Consider the following 17672-nt stretch of genomic DNA (forward strand, 5'->3'; position numbering starts at 1 on the left):
TTATGGCAGATATTACAGCAGCAATGGTAAGAGAGTTGCGTTCAGCAACTGACGCGCCAATGATGGATTGTAAAAAAGTTTTAGTTGAAGCTGATGGAGACATGGCAAAAGCAACTGAGCTTTTAAAAGAACGTGGTATCGCTAAAGTAGCTAAAAAAGCAGACAGAGTTGCTGCTGAGGGTCTTACTGGCTATAAAATTGCTGATGATTTTTCAAAAGCTACTGTAGTTGAAATTAACTCTGAAACTGACTTCGTTGCTCAAAATGAAGGTTTTCAAAATCTAGTTAAAACTACAACAGAAGAGATTTACAATAATCAACCTGCTGATGTTGCTGCATTAATGGCTTCTTCTTTTGGAGAAACTTTTACAGCTGCTGTTAGTAAAATCGGTGAGAAGATAGAAGTTCGCCGTTTTACTACACTTACAGCTGATGCAACTACGGCGCTTAACGGTTATATTCACTCGAACAACCGTATAGCTGTTATAGTATCAGCTAAGTGTGATAGTGAAAAAACTGCAGAGGGTATGAGAGCTATGCTTAAGCAAGTTGCTATGCATGCATCTGCGATGAAACCAACTACACTATCTTATAAAGATTTTGATGCTGAGTATGTTGCATCTGAGACTGTAGGTAGAATCGAAGTTATCAAAAAAGAGAACGAAGAACTATCTCGTCTTAAAAAACCTCTTAAAAATGTACCTCAGTACATTTCTATGAGTCAATTGACTAAAGAAGTTTTGGCTCAAGCTGAAGCTGATATAAAAGAGACATTAAAGGCTCAAGGAAAACCAGAACAAATCTGGGATAGAATTGTTCCTGGCTCTTTAGCTCGTTTTATCGATGATAACACGACTTTAGACAAAGAGCAAGCTCTTCTAGATCAAACTTATGTTCTAGATGACAGCAAAACAGTTGCACAAGCTGTTGAAGCTGCTGCTGCTGCACTTGGTGGTACTGCAACTATTACTGAATTTGTTCGCCTTGAAGTAGGTGAAGGAATTGAGAAAGTTGTTGGCGACTTCGCTGCAGAAGTTGCTGCGCAAATGGGTTAAGGATTTTCCTTACCCGTTTAACTACTACTAAATTTACATACTTCTAGATATTCATACTTAAATTACTCATATCAATTCTTTTTCAAATCAAGGCAATAAATAAGTTTTTTTAGTTTATAATTCCTCATACTAAAAGGTCTTAAAATATGAATTATAATTTTTATCTACCATTAGCCGTAATATTAACTTTAACTGTTGCTATACCTTTCTTGTTTCATTTAAGCCGTTATATTGGTGAAAAATCTAAGCAAGGTAATTCAATCAATCAAACGTATGAGAGTGGAATCAAAAAAACATATAAAGATAGTTTTGAGAGATTCAATATAAAGTATTATCTTGTTGCCATTATATTTGTGATTTTTGATGTGGAGATACTCTTTATGTTTCCATGGGCTGTAACATTGAGAGAGACTGGTCTTTTAGGTCTTTTTGAGATGTTTACATTTATGGCTCTACTTCTTGCCGGACTTATTTACATCTATAAAAAAGGTGCTTTGAGATGGAGTTAAATAATCCAAATCTTCCAAGCGACACTGTTATAGTAACAAAGTTGGATGAGGCTATTGGCTGGGCAAGAGAGTCGTCACTATGGCCTATGATTTTTGGAACTGCATGTTGCGCAATTGAGTTTATGAGTGTAGCTGCTAGCAAGTATGATATCTCCCGTTTTGGTGCAGAGGTTGTGCGTTTTTCACCGCGACAGGCTGATCTGATGATAGTTGCAGGGACTATTACATATAAGCAAGCCCCGATACTTAAACAGATTTATGACCAAATGAGTGAGCCAAAATGGGTTGTAAGTATGGGAGCATGTGCATGTAGTGGCGGTTTTTATGACAACTACTGTACTTTGCAGGGAATTGACGAGATTATCCCGGTAGATATGTATGTTGGTGGCTGTCCTCCAAGACCTGAAGCTCTTCTTGATGCACTTCTTTGCATACAAAAAGATTTGAGAACCAATAAATACAATCCTGACAGACATAAAGATTTTAAAGGTTTGCTTGATGAGTCATGAATACATAACTGTTGCACCTTCAGAGCTTCACTCTGTTATATACAACAGATATAAAGAGGGTTTTAATTATCTATTAGACATTACGGCGATAGATTACACTGAACATATAGACTCTCATGATGAAGATTATGCAGTAGTTTATATTATTCGCCATAAAGATTTTAAGCTACATGTAGTTATTAAAACATATTTGCCAACTCTTGAGATAGATACAATTACAGATATTTTTAGTGGTGCAAACTGGCTTGAAAGAGAAGTTTATGATCAGTACGGCATTAAATTTATCAACCATCCAAACCTTAGACGAGTTCTAAATCATAAAGAGTTTGTTGGGCATCCCCTAAGAAAATCCTACCCTATAACTAAGGGTCAGCTTCTTTATGAGGTAGATGATTTAATTGATGAGATGAACAATAGACTACTTAGTAAAGAGGTTGTCTGCTCATTAGAAGATGGTTCCTTTAGTGATTGTAACAAAGATTTAATGTTTCTAAACCTTGGACCATCTCACCCAGCTAGTCATGGAACAATTAGAACTTATGTTGCTCTTGATGGAGAGACTATTGAAGCAGCAGTATCAGAGATTGGTTATCTGCACCGCGGGTTTGAGAAGAGTTGTGAGAACCACACTTATAACCAGATAGTTCCGTATACAGACAGACTTAACTACTGTTCAGCTATTAGCAATAACATCGCTTTTGTGAAAACAGTTGAAGATATGCTCGGTGTTACTCTAAGCGAGCGGGCTCAGGCAATCAGAGTAATGCTTTTAGAACTTTCCCGCATTGAGGACCATGTTGTTTGTTTAGCAGCTGTTTTGGTAGATATGGGCGGACTTACAAACTACTGGTACATGTACAATCCTAGAGAAGATATTTATGACTTACTCTCTAAGCTGACTGGAGCGAGACTGACAAACTCTTTTATGAGAGTTGGTGGCATGGCAAATGACTTGTATGATGGTTTTGAAGAAGAATTAAAAGAGGTTATAAAAAAAGTCCAGTATGGTGTCCAAGAGACATTGGCTCTTATAAAGCACAATAGAATCTTTCATGACAGAACACAAAATGTTGGTGTGATAAATGCGCAAGATGCTATCAATGCTTCTATGACCGGTCCAAATTTACGTGCATCTGGAGTCTCATTTGATATGCGTAAAGATACACCCTATTATGGTTATGAGAAGTATGAGTTTGATGTTATAGTCGGAAGCGTAGGCGATGTATATGACAGAGTTATGGTTCGCTTTGGAGAGATAGATGAGAGCATTAAGATTATTGATCAAGTTATGCAAAACTTACCTGATGGTGAGGTGAATATAAAAGATGCTTCTATAACTCTGCCGTCAAAAGAGGCTGTTTACACCACTATTGAGGGTGCTATGAATCAGTTTAAACTCACTTATGAGGGTGTAAAAGTACCCTCTAAAGAGTATTACGGTTCAATCGAAGCAACCAATGGAGAACTTGGCTTTTTTATAGTTAGTGATGGTAGCGGAACGCCATATAAGGTAAAAGTAAAAGCTCCATCTTTTACAGCCATGAGTGCATACCCTCAAATGGTTGAAGGTTCACAACTTGCAGATGCTATTTTAACACTTGGTAGTCTAAATATTATTGCAGGAGAGATGGATAGATGAGTTTTTCATATAACATCCAAAACAGTTCAAAAATAGAGCTTTTAAAAAAACGTTATCCTGATAATAGAGCTTTAATACTTCCCCTCTTATGGTTGGCGCAAAAACAGGAGTCATACATTCGAGAAGATGCAATGGAGCATATTTCTGAAATTGTGCAATTGCCATATATGAATATTTACAGTGTTGCAACTTTTTACTCAATGTTTAGGCTTGAAAAAACCAAGAAGCGAATCGTTGAGGTTTGCAGAACACTCTCATGTGAGTTAAATGGAAGTGAAGATATTAAAAAACATTTAGATGATAACTATAGTGATAATTTTGAGATTATAGAAGTTGAGTGTATGGGTGCATGTTCAGGTGCTCCAATGTGTACACTTGATGGAAAATACATAGAAAATTTGACACCGCAGATGATTGATGAGGTTTTAAATGCAAACTAAGATAGTAAGTAAAAATTTTGAAATACCACTCTCTCATACTATTGATGTGGCACTTGAGAATGGGCGTTATTCATCTTTAGAGGCAACTTTTTCAAAAAAGCCCCAAGAGATAATAGATATTATCAAGCAGAGTAATCTTCGAGGCAAAGGTGGCGGTGGTGCACCAGCAGGGGGAAAATGGCAGTTGGCATCTGACTACGAAGGTACAAAGTATCTTGTAGTAAACGCTGATGAGAGTGAGCCGGGAACATTTAAAGACAGACGCATCCTTTCATTGGACCCACATCTGTTAATTGAGGGAATTATTGCTACATGTTATGCAATTGGCTCTCACACTTCATATATATATGTTAGAGGTGAGTATGAAGAGTTTAGCGATATTACGCAAAGTGCAATAGATGAAGCTTATGAGAGAAATTTTTTAGGAAGCAACGCGAAATACCGAGTTGATATCACTATTCATCGTGGTGCAGGGGCATATATCTGCGGTGAAAAATCTGCTCTTTTAGAGTCTCTTGAAGGAAAACGTGGTCATCCAAGACTAAAGCCAAAATCTCCAGAACCGGAATTTTATTTTGGTTCGCCGACACTTGTAAACAATGTTGAGACAATCGCATCAGTCCCTTTTATTGTAAAAAATGGAGCAGATGCTTACAGAGCTTACGGGACTGAACAGTCTCCAGGAACTCTCCTTTTTGCAATAAGCGGAAACGTAAACAGACCTGGTGTTTATGAGGCTGAATTTGGTGTAAGCATGATTGATTACATACAAAAACTTGGCGGTGGTGTAAAAAACGGCAAAAAGCTAAAAGCTGTAATTCCAGGCGGTGCTTCAACTCCAATACTTCCGGCAGATATGGTCGAGAGTGCAAGACTCGATTATGAGAGTCTGCGCGGTCTTGGTTCATCACTTGGTACTGGAGGCATGATAGTTTTAGATGAAGATGCTTCTATGGTTAAAGCTCTGAAAAATCTACTTAGATTTTATCACCATGAGTCATGTGGGCAGTGTACACCTTGCAGAGAAGGTACTTCTTGGGTTGATAAAATTATGAATAAGTTTGTAGAAAAACGTGCTACAAAAGAGGATTTGCAAATTTTAAAGTCTGTTAGTAAAACTATGAACGGAAAAACGATATGTGTGTTTGCACCGGCAGCCAGTGGTGTAATCGACGGCTTTTTAAAACACTTTGAGAGTGAATTTTTGGAGTGTATAAAATGAAAATCATAGTTAATGATATTCCAATAGAGTGTGCAGAAGGCGATTTATTAATGGATGTGTTGCTTGACAACAACATTAAAATCCCTCATTTTTGTTACCATCAGGATTTGGGTGCTGATGGTAACTGCAGAATGTGCATGGTTGAGATAAAAGGGCAAAAACGTCCTCAAATTGCATGTGACACCTTTGTAACAGAGAATCTTGAAGTCTCAACAATCAGCGAAAAAATCAATGAGGTTAAGCGCTCTATATTAGAGCTTGAACTTCTGAACCATCCGGTTGACTGCCCTATATGTGACCAAGCAGGAGAGTGTAAACTTCAAGACTATTATATGGATTTTGGTCTCTATGAGAGTCATCTAAGTACGCCTAAAACAAAAAAAGGCAAAGCAATTGATCTTGGATGCAATGTTATCCTTGATCAAGAGAGATGTGTTTTGTGCACAAGATGTATCCGCTTTACAACAAATATTACAAAAAGTGGTGAGCTTGGGATTATTGGACGCGGAGACAATGCTAGAGTTGCAGTAGCGCCAGGACATGAACTAGATAATGACTATGCTATGAATGTTGCAGAGCTATGTCCTGTTGGAGCACTGACATCAAAAAATTTTAGATTTAAACAGCGTGTATGGTTTTTAGACTCTACAAAGAGTGTTTGTCACGGCTGTTCACGCGGGTGTAATATTCATATAGACTATAATGAAACAAAATATTCAGCTGAGAAGGTTCACCGCTTTCGCTCAAGAAGAAACAGAGATATAAACCAATCTTTTTTATGTGATTATGGAAGACTAAGTTACCAAGAGTTAAATAAGGAGTTTACTGGTGAAGTCTCACACGTAGAAGATTTAAAAGAGCTACTTAAAGTTGATAAAAAAATTGCACTTGTCTCACCATCTATGAGTCTTCAACAGCTCTCTGCTGTAAAAGAGTTCTGTAGAAATAATAACGTAGAGCTTTTTTCTCTGCCATATATTGATGAGAGTTTTGGCGATGATTGGCTAAAAACTAACGATATGAGTGCAAACTTTGCAGGGGTAAAAGAGCTTGGTATAAACAGCAGTGAGGAAGAGTTTAATGCCTCTTTACAAGAGTCACATGTAGTTATTAACTTTGACCATAAACTTCTCAGAGATAGAGTCTTGAAAAATAAAAAAGTAGTCCATTTTACAACTTCAAATATTGAGACAAACTATGAGCTTGTTTTTGCAATTGCCAATTTTGCCCATGACAGTGGGACAATAATTAACTGCGATATGATAAAACAGGACTTTTATGCAACAAAGTACGAAAGTGTTCACCCTAGACTAGTAGAACTTTTACAGGAGCTAAGATGAATACGGTTTTAATCTTACTCCCTCTTGTTTTGACTATTTTATTCTCACTTGCAACTGTCCCTATTTTGGTATGGATGGAGAGACGTATCGCCGCTTTGATTCAAGATAGACTCGGACCTAACAGATGTCACATAAACGGAATTAGACTAGGCGGGATTATCCAATCAGTTGCAGATATGATGAAGCTTGTCTTTAAAGAGGAGTTTTTACCTTCTCATATAAAGAATAAGTTTTATTATCTGGTTGCTCCCTCTCTTGCTTTTATGAGCGCGTTTTTAACTTTTATGGTTATCCCGTATGCAGATAATATTACAATTAATGAGAAAACATACTACATGCAGGCATTGCCGACAGATTTAGGTGTTCTTTGGTTTTTGGCATTTGCTGGTCTTGGTGTATACGGAATTATTTTAGGTGGTTGGGCAAGCCACAATAAGTACGCAATGTTAGGTTCAATGAGAGCTACTGCACAGGTTATAGGATATGAAGTTGCGATGGGTTTATCGTTGGTCTCAATGCTAATCACCTATGGAACAATAAGTTTAAATGAGATGGTTACCTACCAGTCACAAAGCTTTTTTATTATCCCGGCATGGGGAATCGTTATTCAACCTATCGCTACTATTATTTTTATAATAACTGCTTTTGCAGAAACAAACAGAGCACCGTTTGATGCAGCAGAGGGAGAGAGTGAGATTGTAGCCGGTTACCATACCGAGTACGGCGCTATGAAATTTGGTCTTTATTTTGTTGCTGAGTATATTGCTATGGCGGCATCTGGTGCATTGATAGTTACTATTTTCCTTGGGGGTTATCAGCTTCCATATCTAAACACAAATGATCTAATAAACAATTTTGAGCTGGTTTTATGGCTGATAATTGCTTTTGCTGCTGTTACCTCTATAATATTTTTTAAATGGATGAAAAAGCACAATATATTTGAAATGCCAGGCTTAGATGAGAAAAAAGTATATGCAACTTTAATTATTGGATTTACAGCTTTTGCAATAGTGGTAATGTCTTATTACGCTCTTGGGTTTAGCGAGGGGAGCAGTGTCGGTGTTATGATTTTACAGTTTGCCATCTTTACGGTGAAGCTTTTCTTTTTACATTTTGTATTTATCTGGGTTAGATGGACTCTGCCTCGCTTTAGATACGATCAAACTCAAAAACTAGGGTGGAACATATTGCTTCCTCTATCTTTGGTGAATATATTTATAACAGCTATTGTTGTGGTGGGGGTAAATTATGGGAGTTAAAGTCGTAGAGCGTCATGGAAACACTTTTAAAGAAAAACTGTATCTCCCCGCAATATTTTCGGGTATGCGCTCAACACTTAAGCATTTTACAAAAAATTTAAGTGATGCATCAAATATACCTACAATATGTTATCCGGAGGAGAAGCCGACAGATATCACCCCTCGTTACAGAGGTGTGCATAGACTTACTCATAGAAAAGAGGATGACTCAATTGCCTGTGTTGCCTGCTTTATGTGTGCAACCGCTTGTCCTGCAAATTGTATAGAGATAGTAGCGACCCCTAGAGAAGATGGTATTGATGAGAAGATGCCGGCTATTTTTAATATTGACTTACTAGAGTGTGTATTTTGCGGCTACTGCGTGGAAGCTTGTCCATGTGACGCAATAAGAATGGATAGCGGAATATACTCGGTAATAGGTGAACTCAGAGAAGATTTTATTTACAATAAAGCAAAACTTCTGAGCATTAAAGGTATATCAAAAGAGGAGTACAGTCTTGGAAAATGAGATAATATTTACAATACTGGCACTAGTAGCAATAGTTAGTTCTATAGTTATGATAAGTGCACATAGACCGATTGATTCTGCACTTAGTTTTATTGTAACGCTTGTCAGTATTGCGGCACTATTTGCACTGGTCAATGCAACATTTTTATTTGTTGTGCAAATAATAATATACGCAGGTGCAATTTTATCTTTGATACTTTTTATCATAATGTTTTTAAATATAAAAGATGCAAACTTACCTGATGAGAAACATAAAAACAAGTGGTTAATGGGAACATCTCTGATAGTTGCACCATTTTCGTACATATTAATAGATTTGATTATGAGAAGTGACATAGCCGTAAACGGTATAGCAGCTGAAAATTTTGGAACAATTAAAGATGTTGGATTGACACTCTTTAGTAAATGGATACTCCCTTTTGAGTTAGTATCTATTCTTCTGCTTGTTGCCCTTGTCGGTTCAGTAACTCTGTCGAAAAAGGAAGATTGATGTTAAAAGCATATATGGTACTCTCAATCATACTCTTTTCAATAGGAGTCGTCGGTCTTGTAAGCAGACGAAATATTATTGTAATGTACATGTCGGTGGAACTTCTACTAAATGCGGTGAATCTCTCCTTGATAGCTATTAGCGCAGATTTAGCGGACTCTTCAGCTCAAGTAATCTCTCTTGTGATTATCGCTATAGCGGCATCTGAAGCTGCACTTTTTATGTCCTTGTTTGTTGTCCTTTTTAGAAATAGAGCCTCTCTTGATGCAAACCTGTTTGATATGTTAGGGAGTAAAAAATGAGTGATAATATGTTACTAAACACTCTGCTTTTAGCACCTTTTGTAAGTGCATTTCTGATTTTTATAATTAATATTTCATCTCTACATGTAAAGCAGTATGTTTATACATTTTTAGCTCTCGCAGGTTCGGGTGTAAGCGCTTTTATTGCTTTGTATATAAGTTATTACAGTTACTTTGAAAAGAAACTTTTTACTTCACACCTTTTCACTTGGCTGGATATTGGTGATTTCTCTGTTGAGGTGGCTCTAAGAGCAGATTCACTTGGCGCTTTTATGGTTTTGTTTGTTGCACCAGTTAGTTTTTTAATTCATGTTTATGCAACTGGATATATGGACAAAGATAAAAGCTATGGTAGATTTTTTGCCTACTTTAATATATTTATATTTTTTATGTTTTTGCTAGTCCTTGGGGACAATCCGATTATTATGTTCATCGGTTGGGAAGGGGTAGGACTCACCTCTTACGCTCTGATTGGTTTTTATTTTGAAGATATTAAAAACACCTATGCAGGCAATAAAGCTTTTATAGTAAACAGAATAGGGGACTTTGGGTTACTTAGCGCCTTGATGTTGTTGTTTGTAGAGATAGGAAGTAAAGGATTTACATTTGAATCTATCTTTTTAAATATTGCTACAATTGAGCCATCTATGCTGACTCTTATAGCATTCTTGCTTTTTGTGGGAGCTATGGGTAAATCTGCTCAAGTACCTCTTTTTGTTTGGCTGCCTGATGCGATGGCTGGACCAACACCCGTTTCAGCATTGATTCATGCCGCGACTATGGTAACAGCCGGTGTTTATATGGTTGCCCGTTTTGCACCTGTGTATAATATAGCAGTTGATGTCTCTCTCTTTATATCCTACATAGGAGCTATTAGTGCACTTTTTGCAGCAATTGTAGCAATAAGACAATATGACATAAAAAAGATTCTTGCATACTCAACAATGAGCCAGTTAGGTTTTATGTTTATGGCACTTGGAGTAGGGGCTTACTCAACGGCACTTTTTCATATGTTCACTCATGCTTTTTTCAAAGCACTACTGTTTATGGGTGCTGGAGCTATTATCGTTGCCTTTCACCACAAGCAAGACATAAGAGAACTTCGCGGAATTCGAGAGAGTGCGCCGATGATATTTATAATGATGATGATTGGTACGCTTACCATAAGTGCTATTCCACCACTATCTGCATTTTTCTCTAAAGATGCAATTATAAGCTCTTTATATGCAAGCGGACATGTAGATATATTGTTTATAGCTCTAACAGCTTCTCTTTTAACTGTTTTTTATATGTTTAGAATGATATTTGTTCTCTTTTTTAGTAAAAGTAAACTTTTAGGAGATAAAAGCAGTGCTTCTATGATTTACCCTATGGTTGCTTTAGCACTTCTCTCTATAGTTACTGGTTTGCTTAATTTACCTGAAGTTTTCGGCGGGAATTCAAACATCTCAAAGTGGCTACATGTAGAGGACAAAGTTTTTATTATAGCCCACTCTACAGAGTATATTTTAATGTCAGTTAATACTCTGCTTATTTTAGGGGTTATTTTTTATACATATAAAAAATATGCATATACAAATGCTATAGAACTTGAGAATGACAAGGGTATTATTGCAAATAAATTTTATATTGATGAGATAAATAATATTATGATTGTTAAACCTATTTACTACATATCAAGCTTTTTAGATAAAAACATCAGTAATATTCTTATTGATAACAGTATTAATTTTATGGCGCTCTTTTATGCAAAAGCAGGAAGATTCTTCTCTTATATAGAAAATGGAAATATCCGTTTTTATGCACTCTATATGATGATAGGGGCAATGCTGGGGACAGTTTATCTATATATTCTTTTAAGGGTTGCTATATGAGTACTTTAAGCATAATAATATTTTTACCCATTATAGCAGCACTGTTTTTATTTTTTACACGACCAAGTATTGCAATTGTTAAAACAGTATATATGATTGTAACGCTGAGTGTCTTGTATTTGGCAGTTGGATTATATATTGATTTTGATCCTGCTAAATCAATGCAGTTTATTGAATATCACCCTTGGATATCAGAGTACGGAATCAACTACCATGTGGGAGTTGATGGAGTTTCTCTGGGTATAGTTATGATGAATGCCATTATAATGCCGCTAGTCACTCTTGCTCTGCATAAACTTAGGGATAAAAACGGGTATTGGATTAACCTGCTGTTTGTTCAAGGTGGTATTATGGGGGCGGTTCTTTCACTTGACTTAATGCTCTTTTACCTATTCTGGGAGTTAATGTTGTTGCCAATCTTCTTTATGCTCGGACTCTTCGGCTACGCTAAGAAGAACTATGTAGCGATGAAGTTTAACATGTATACAATCTTTGGCTCACTTATGATGTTAATTGCCATTTTATATATTGCAGTTCAATACAAAGAGCAGTTCGGTTCATACTCTTTTGATTTAGATGAACTTAAAAAATTGACTCTCTCAACAAGAGAATCACTACTTGTATTTAGTGGCTTTATGCTCGCATTTGCAATCAAAATTCCGATTTTTCCATTTCACACCTGGCTTAGCGACACATACAGAAGTGCACCAACAGGGATAGTTATTGTTATGTCAGCGCTTATGGCGAAACTCGGTGTTTACGCTATTTGGAGATTTTTATTTACTTTATTTAATGAAACATCACATGCAGTGGCACCGTTTTTTATCGGTATTGGACTTTTCGGGCTAATATATTTTGGATTTTCTGCTATGACTCAAACGCATATAAAAAGGATGTTTGCATTTTCATCAGCCTCGCATTTGTCACTGATTGTTGTCGGGTTTTTTATATATGATGTGTATGGACTTATCGGCTCATCGTACCTTATCGTAGCTCACGCTCTCTCATCTGCAGCTCTTTTTTTGATGGTTGGTATTATGTTTGAGAGAACAAGGGCGTATAGAATAGATGATCTTGGTGGTATAGCCAGAGTAGCACCTAAATTTGCACTATTATTCGTATTTTTTTCTCTTAGTATTGTTGGCGTTCCTTTTACAGCCGGTTTTGTTGCTGAGGTTTTAATTATCCTAGGAGCGTTTAAGTACAATATATACATAGGATTATTGACGACGACTACAATTTTAATTGCAATGTTGTTTATGTTTAAAACTGTAAGCAAAGTTTTATATGGTGAGCTAAGTGAGGCGACAAAAGATTTTAAAGATTTACGCCTGCATGAGCTTGTTGCCCTTGTTCCGTTGGCGCTGCTTATTTTAGCGATGGGGATTTTTCCGAACTATTTTATTAAAAAGATTGAGCCTACGGCTGAGTCTTACTCACAAAAGATTGGGGTGATATATAATGACTAATGAGTTTATTGCATTGGCCGTTCCGGCACTACTTCTGTTTAGTGCTATTTTTATTTTGCTTTTTGGGCTTAGTTCGTACTATACAAAAGCTAGAGGTTATTATATAACCCTCGCAACTCTTTTTGTAACTTTGCTTATTTCAGCTAATGCTTTAAGTGAAAAACACTCTGTAGATTTACTTCCTGAGCTTTTCAACTCAATGGTAGTTTATGATACTTTCAGCGCTACGTTTATATCGTTGTTTTTATTTGGTGGTTTTTTGACTTTGGCAATAGCAAAGTCATTTATTTATAATACAACGTATTTCACTTTTGAGTCATTTGTTCTACTTCTTTTTTCACTGTTTGGGATGGTAGTCCTTAGCATGTCAAATGAGCTTCTAACTGCCTTTATCTCCCTTGAAATAGCTTCTATGTCTGTTTATATCCTAGTAGGTCTAAACAGAAACTCTTTAAAAGCTTCGGAAGCATTTTTTAAATACCTCCTTTTAGGCTCGTTTGCAGCCTCTTTTTATCTGCTAGGAATGATGCTTATCTATGCGCAGGCAAAAAGTACAAATCTGGAGGTAATTGCTGAGTACATGTTGAGAACAGACTTAAATTCACAGCTTTTAGTTATCGCCGGCGGTCTGCTTATTATGATTACAATTTTATTTAAAATAGCAGCAGTCCCTTTTGGTGCGTGGGTAATAGACGTTTATGAAGGTGCTTCACTCCCTATAACAGCTTATATGGCAGGTATATTTAAAATTGCAGTTTTCGCTTTTGCCCTTAGACTGTTTTTAGGAAGCTATATATCTTTGAGTGATTTATATGCTCCTTTAATTTTGGGAGCGTCAGTTGTTACAATGTTTGGCGGTTCAATTTTAGCTGTTATACAAACAAGTGTTAAAAAAATGTTGGCAGCTTCATCAGTTGTTCATAGCGGATATATACTAATAGCATTTGCCGCTGCCGGCTCAGGAACAGTTAGCTCTTCAAGTGCTATTTTGTTTTATCTCTTTGCATATTTCATCAGTGCCATAGGAGCATTCGGAGTTTTAAGCTACATCAGCAGAGGAAGCGAAAAAGTTATTAACTTTGATGACTTGAACGGACTAGCTGCGACCAATCCTATTATTGCGGCATCTCTTACAGTTTTTTTACTCTCTCTTGCAGGTTTTCCATCTACCATAGGATTTATCGGTAAGTTTTATATATTTACTTCAGCTATTGAGTCAGGGTACACGCCATTTGCTATTTTTGGTGCAGTAACCGCATTTATCTCTATTTACTACTATTTTAAAGTAATTGTTCACATGTACTTTGAAGATAGTATTCATGAAAAAATAGATTATGGGCATAAGCTCTCATTCTCTTTTATAATTGTCTGTAGTGTGATAATTTTATGGGGAGGAGTGGGGACAACACTGCTGTTTAACATACCAGGGATAGATGAACTAAACCAATTAAGTAAATATGCTATAGAGTCCCTTTACTTGGAATAAATCTGTTAATAAATTCATTATTCCGTGCTTGACACGGAATCTAGTTTAAAAGTTATTTGAAAATTATTTTAGATGTAACTTTTAAAACTACATTTTTCTCTATTTTATCCTCTATTAAATTTTTTATTACTTGCAAATCTTTATTTGTAATCGCATCTGTTGAGAGTACCTCAAGGTCAATCAAAACTGAATCGTCTTGTGTCTGTATATGTAAAATATTGAGCTCTATTTTTGTATTACTCAGCTCCATATATCTGAAGGCTTCAATCTTTTTATAATAATCATTCTTTTCAACCATATGAATAAAAGAGATTAGAAGTGGAATAGCTATAATAAACATCATGACAGATGTGTAAATTATCCCTTTTTGTGCTCTTTTTATGGGTGCATAACCAAGCACAACAAATGTCATAGCCGCACTTAAAGTTATACCAACAAGGTTTGTTATAAAAAGTAAAAAAGAGCCGTAAATCACATCAACATTGCCAAGTCCTATTCCAATGCCCGTAACACTAAGAGGAGGAACTAAAGCGACAGCAATTGCTACGCCGGCCAAAGATTTTGCAATCTCCTCTTTTGCATTTGCATAAGCACCTGCAATCCCAGAAAATATAGCAACCATTAAATCTAGTAAATTAGGATTTAGTCTCCCTTGCATCTCAGGTGTTATCTGCTGTAGCGGTATAAAAAATGTAAACAAAGCCGAAAAAGTAAGGGCTGTTGCAATCCCGTAAATAAGTGTCCTTACGCTATCTTTCATCAAAGACTTTTCAGCTCTTATGACTCCCATAGACAAAGACACAATCGGTGCCATAGGTGGTGCTAAAATCATAGCTCCGATTATTACAGGTGCTGAGTTTGCGAAGAGTCCAGTTGTTGCAAGAAGAGTACTTAAAACCATCAGAGTTAAAAATACATATGAGAGTTTTGCGCTGCTTTTTAGACTTATAAATAACTCTTTAAAGTCATCATCACTAGCTTTTTAAAAAAGGGGGAGTTTACCACCTATAAGAATACTACTTAATTCACCTCTTGGCAAAGTACTCAGATGAACAATATCTTTCTCTTCTATATGATTATCATCATTTTTAACTTTTTGAAGTAAAACTCTTCCTAGGTGTATATTTATAGAATCTTGCAACACTTCAAGTTCAAGCTCTTTTGCACTTAATAAATTGTTGTCAAGCATGTAATCTATTGGTTGGTTTGAGCAAACTGTAAGTTTAGAAGTTTGTATAAAACCTAAACTTTTTGGCAAAGTTGCTATTGAAACTCGTTGATAAATAAATATTGACAATAGGTACCAAATGTACGATAAAAGTGAAGTCGGCGCCAAAACAAAAGCATTTAATTTTCCATCATGAATTGAGAGTTCATCGCTTATTGCTGAATTTTCACCTGTGATAGTATGCTCAAGTATTGTTATTCCTGATGCGACCGTTTCTATTTTTTGATCTTTGGACGTAGTAAGTGTATAGTTTTTGAACTCTAGGTTTATTAAATTTCGAAAAAATATTTTTATTTTATTCCATATGTTATTCTCATTAAAATCAAGTCTATTCATACCATGCATATCACCGATAATTACACGGCTTAAAGCTATGTTTTCATTACACTTGAGTATATCCACTTTGCTTAAAAGTTCATCATTAAAAGCATCATCAATAGCCTCATAAATATCTTTAGATATTGCATAGTTTCTTATAGTATTGGGAGAAGTGTGATTTGGAATTATTCCAATTTTTATACCTATGTTTAAATGATTTTTAAAAAATATCTTAATCTCATCATCGCTAAGGTAGAGCAAAAAGAGTTCACTACTATTAAGCTCATTAAATATTTCCTTTGATGAGTGAATAGTAGGTATGATATCGTAATGTGCTTTTAAATGCTCGATTATACTACTAAGTATATCTGCACTTTTTAGCTCTTCTGCAACTATTTTTATATTTTTATATTTTGTTTCTAACATAAATCTCCAGGTAAAATAATAATATTATTATATACTTTTTTTTGGTACATTTTACGTTAGCGGTGTGGAAATCAATTTAATAAAATTTGCGTACGGTTTCATTTAAAATTATATATATAGTACTCATTCTTTGCTATAATCCATGTATGAATTTATTATCTGCAAAAAACTTATCACATACCTTTGAGTATCAATTATTTTCTAATGTTAGTATAGAGTTGAACGAAAAAGAGTCTATAGCAATAATTGGCACATCAGGAAGTGGAAAATCCACACTGCTTAATATTTTATCAACACTCTTGACTCCTGATGAGGGTTCATTATCTATTTTTGGTGAAGATGTCTTAAAAATGAGTAAGAAAAGATTATCTCAAATAAAAAGAGATGAGCTTGGACTTGTTTTTCAATCTCACTATCTTTTTAAAGGCTTTAGCGCTTTAGAAAACCTTGAAGTAGCGGCAATGCTTTCAAGTCAAAATATTGATGATGAACTTCTAAAAAAACTTAATATTTTAGATGCAATAAATCAAAAAGTTACAGAACTCTCCGGAGGACAGCAGCAGAGAGTCTCAATAGCTAGAGTTTTAACAAAAAAACCCCGTATTTTATTTGTTGATGAACCAACTGGTAATCTCGATAAAGCTACTGCAAATGATGTCATGGACATTTTTTTTGAGTATATCAATAAAAACAGTGCAGGGATGATACTTGTGACTCATGATGAAGAGCTTGCTCACAGATGTCACAAAGTATATAGAGTGCACAATAAAGAATTAAAGTTACTAAAGTAATGTTTAATAAATTTAGATTATTTGAGCTTTAATAATGGCATGGACACAAGTTTTCAGCGATGCTTACATAGTTGGATTCATTCTTCTATTCTTTAGATTTGCCGCTCTTTTTATGGCTGTTCCGATATTCTCTCACCAAAGTATTCCTATTACGCTAAGAGCTGCAATGGCTTTTTTCTTTGCAATTGTTTTTTACTCATCTATGCCACCTTTAGCAATACCAATAACAGTACCAAGTATTGTAATGGCAATATTAAGCGAGCTGTTTTTTGGTTTGGCAGTAGGACTGATGCTCCAAATTGCATTTAATGTTATAACCTTTGCCGGCGGACAGATATCTTTTATGATGGGTTTTTCAATGGCAAGTGCAATTGATCCGCAGTCTGGTATATCAATGCCTATTATCTCACAATTTCTCTCCCTTATGGCACTAATGGTTCTATTTGTAATAGACATGCACCACTGGGTACTTCTTTTTGTTGATAGCTCTTTACAGAATATTCCTCTGGGTGGTTTTTTAATGAGTGAAAATCTTTTTAACTACATTATCAAAGCAACATCCAATATGTTTATGGTTGGTTTTATGATTGCATTTCCAATCATTGCTCTATCTTTATTGGCAGATGTGATCTTTGGAATGCTAATGAAAACTATGCCTCAGTTCAACCTTCTTGTTATTGGTTTTCCAATAAAAATTATGGTCTCGTTCGTTGTATTGATAGTAACATTCAGTGCAACAATGCTTATTTTAAAGACGCAAATGCAAGAAGCTTTTAATCTGTTAGAGATACTTTTTTAGTTTTTTTT

The 17672-nt window shown here is 35.6% G+C and carries 18 protein-coding genes; 16 read left to right on the top strand and 2 right to left on the bottom strand.

From position 1 onward, the window contains the following. Positions 1-2 precede the first annotated feature (2 nt). From tsf to HUE88_RS01425, 14 genes are all read left to right on the top strand, one after another. Complete coding sequence (gene tsf, locus HUE88_RS01360) at positions 3-1055, top strand: translation elongation factor Ts (protein ID WP_194370357.1); 1053 nt, start codon at positions 3-5, stop codon at positions 1053-1055. 146 nt (positions 1056-1201) lie between these two features. Continuing rightward, positions 1202-1564: an NADH-quinone oxidoreductase subunit A gene (ndhC, locus tag HUE88_RS01365; protein WP_194370359.1), complete on the top strand. Its 363-nt coding sequence runs from the start codon at positions 1202-1204 to the stop codon at positions 1562-1564. Next, positions 1555-2073, top strand: coding sequence for an NADH-quinone oxidoreductase subunit B (locus HUE88_RS01370; RefSeq protein ID WP_194370361.1), 519 nt, complete (start codon positions 1555-1557; stop codon positions 2071-2073). The genes ndhC and HUE88_RS01370 overlap by 10 nt, the downstream gene beginning before the upstream one ends. Beyond that, on the top strand, positions 2063-3712 hold the full coding sequence (nuoD, locus tag HUE88_RS01375; protein WP_194370363.1) for an NADH dehydrogenase (quinone) subunit D: 1650 nt from the start codon (positions 2063-2065) through the stop codon (positions 3710-3712). Before HUE88_RS01370 ends, nuoD begins: the two co-directional genes overlap by 11 nt. Then, on the top strand, positions 3709-4152 hold the full coding sequence (locus HUE88_RS01380; RefSeq protein ID WP_194370365.1) for a complex I 24 kDa subunit family protein: 444 nt from the start codon (positions 3709-3711) through the stop codon (positions 4150-4152). Before nuoD ends, HUE88_RS01380 begins: the two co-directional genes overlap by 4 nt. Further along, positions 4142-5374, top strand: a complete 1233-nt coding sequence (gene nuoF, locus HUE88_RS01385) for an NADH-quinone oxidoreductase subunit NuoF (protein WP_194370367.1) — start codon at positions 4142-4144, stop codon at positions 5372-5374. The genes HUE88_RS01380 and nuoF overlap by 11 nt, the downstream gene beginning before the upstream one ends. After that, entirely contained in the window at positions 5371-6714 is a 1344-nt protein-coding gene (locus HUE88_RS01390) for a 2Fe-2S iron-sulfur cluster-binding protein (protein ID WP_194370369.1), read from the top strand. The genes nuoF and HUE88_RS01390 overlap by 4 nt, the downstream gene beginning before the upstream one ends. Next, entirely contained in the window at positions 6711-7973 is a 1263-nt protein-coding gene (locus tag HUE88_RS01395) for a complex I subunit 1/NuoH family protein (RefSeq protein ID WP_194370371.1), read from the top strand. The genes HUE88_RS01390 and HUE88_RS01395 overlap by 4 nt, the downstream gene beginning before the upstream one ends. Continuing rightward, positions 7963-8481: a NuoI/complex I 23 kDa subunit family protein gene (locus HUE88_RS01400; protein WP_194370373.1), complete on the top strand. Its 519-nt coding sequence runs from the start codon at positions 7963-7965 to the stop codon at positions 8479-8481. Before HUE88_RS01395 ends, HUE88_RS01400 begins: the two co-directional genes overlap by 11 nt. After that, on the top strand, positions 8471-8971 hold the full coding sequence (locus tag HUE88_RS01405) for an NADH-quinone oxidoreductase subunit J family protein (RefSeq protein WP_229860115.1): 501 nt from the start codon (positions 8471-8473) through the stop codon (positions 8969-8971). Before HUE88_RS01400 ends, HUE88_RS01405 begins: the two co-directional genes overlap by 11 nt. After that, the gene (gene nuoK / locus HUE88_RS01410) at positions 8971-9273 is read left to right on the top strand and encodes an NADH-quinone oxidoreductase subunit NuoK (protein WP_194370375.1); all 303 of its coding nucleotides are present in this window, start codon (positions 8971-8973) and stop codon (positions 9271-9273) included. Before HUE88_RS01405 ends, nuoK begins: the two co-directional genes overlap by 1 nt. Next, a complete protein-coding gene (gene nuoL, locus HUE88_RS01415; protein WP_194370377.1) occupies positions 9270-11147 on the top strand; it encodes an NADH-quinone oxidoreductase subunit L in 1878 nt (625 codons plus the stop codon). Before nuoK ends, nuoL begins: the two co-directional genes overlap by 4 nt. Beyond that, positions 11144-12616: a complex I subunit 4 family protein gene (locus tag HUE88_RS01420; protein WP_194370379.1), complete on the top strand. Its 1473-nt coding sequence runs from the start codon at positions 11144-11146 to the stop codon at positions 12614-12616. Before nuoL ends, HUE88_RS01420 begins: the two co-directional genes overlap by 4 nt. Continuing rightward, positions 12609-14102 carry an NADH-quinone oxidoreductase subunit N gene (locus HUE88_RS01425; RefSeq protein ID WP_194370381.1) on the top strand — a complete coding sequence of 498 codons (1494 nt, stop codon included), beginning with the start codon at positions 12609-12611 and terminating at the stop codon, positions 14100-14102. The genes HUE88_RS01420 and HUE88_RS01425 overlap by 8 nt, the downstream gene beginning before the upstream one ends. A 52-nt stretch (positions 14103-14154) precedes the next feature. Here HUE88_RS01425 and HUE88_RS01430 read toward each other — a convergent pair whose 3' ends face one another. Together HUE88_RS01430 and HUE88_RS01435 are read right to left on the bottom strand one after the other, a co-directional pair. Continuing rightward, positions 14155-15003: a TIGR00341 family protein gene (locus HUE88_RS01430; protein ID WP_229860116.1), complete on the bottom strand. Its 849-nt coding sequence runs from the start codon at positions 15001-15003 to the stop codon at positions 14155-14157. An 81-nt stretch (positions 15004-15084) separates the two neighbouring features. After that, positions 15085-16074: a hypothetical protein gene (locus HUE88_RS01435; RefSeq protein ID WP_194370383.1), complete on the bottom strand. Its 990-nt coding sequence runs from the start codon at positions 16072-16074 to the stop codon at positions 15085-15087. Positions 16075-16220: 146 nt separating this feature from the next. Between HUE88_RS01435 and HUE88_RS01440 the strand changes: the two genes are divergently transcribed. Beyond that, positions 16221-16865, top strand: a complete 645-nt coding sequence (locus HUE88_RS01440; protein WP_194370385.1) for an ABC transporter ATP-binding protein — start codon at positions 16221-16223, stop codon at positions 16863-16865. 34 nt (positions 16866-16899) lie between these two features. Continuing rightward, a complete protein-coding gene (gene fliR / locus HUE88_RS01445) occupies positions 16900-17664 on the top strand; it encodes a flagellar biosynthetic protein FliR (RefSeq protein WP_194370387.1) in 765 nt (254 codons plus the stop codon). Positions 17665-17672: the final 8 nt, after the last annotated feature.

It is taken from the genome of Candidatus Sulfurimonas baltica, from assembly GCF_015265455.1.
Taxonomy (GTDB): domain Bacteria; phylum Campylobacterota; class Campylobacteria; order Campylobacterales; family Sulfurimonadaceae; genus Sulfurimonas; species Sulfurimonas baltica.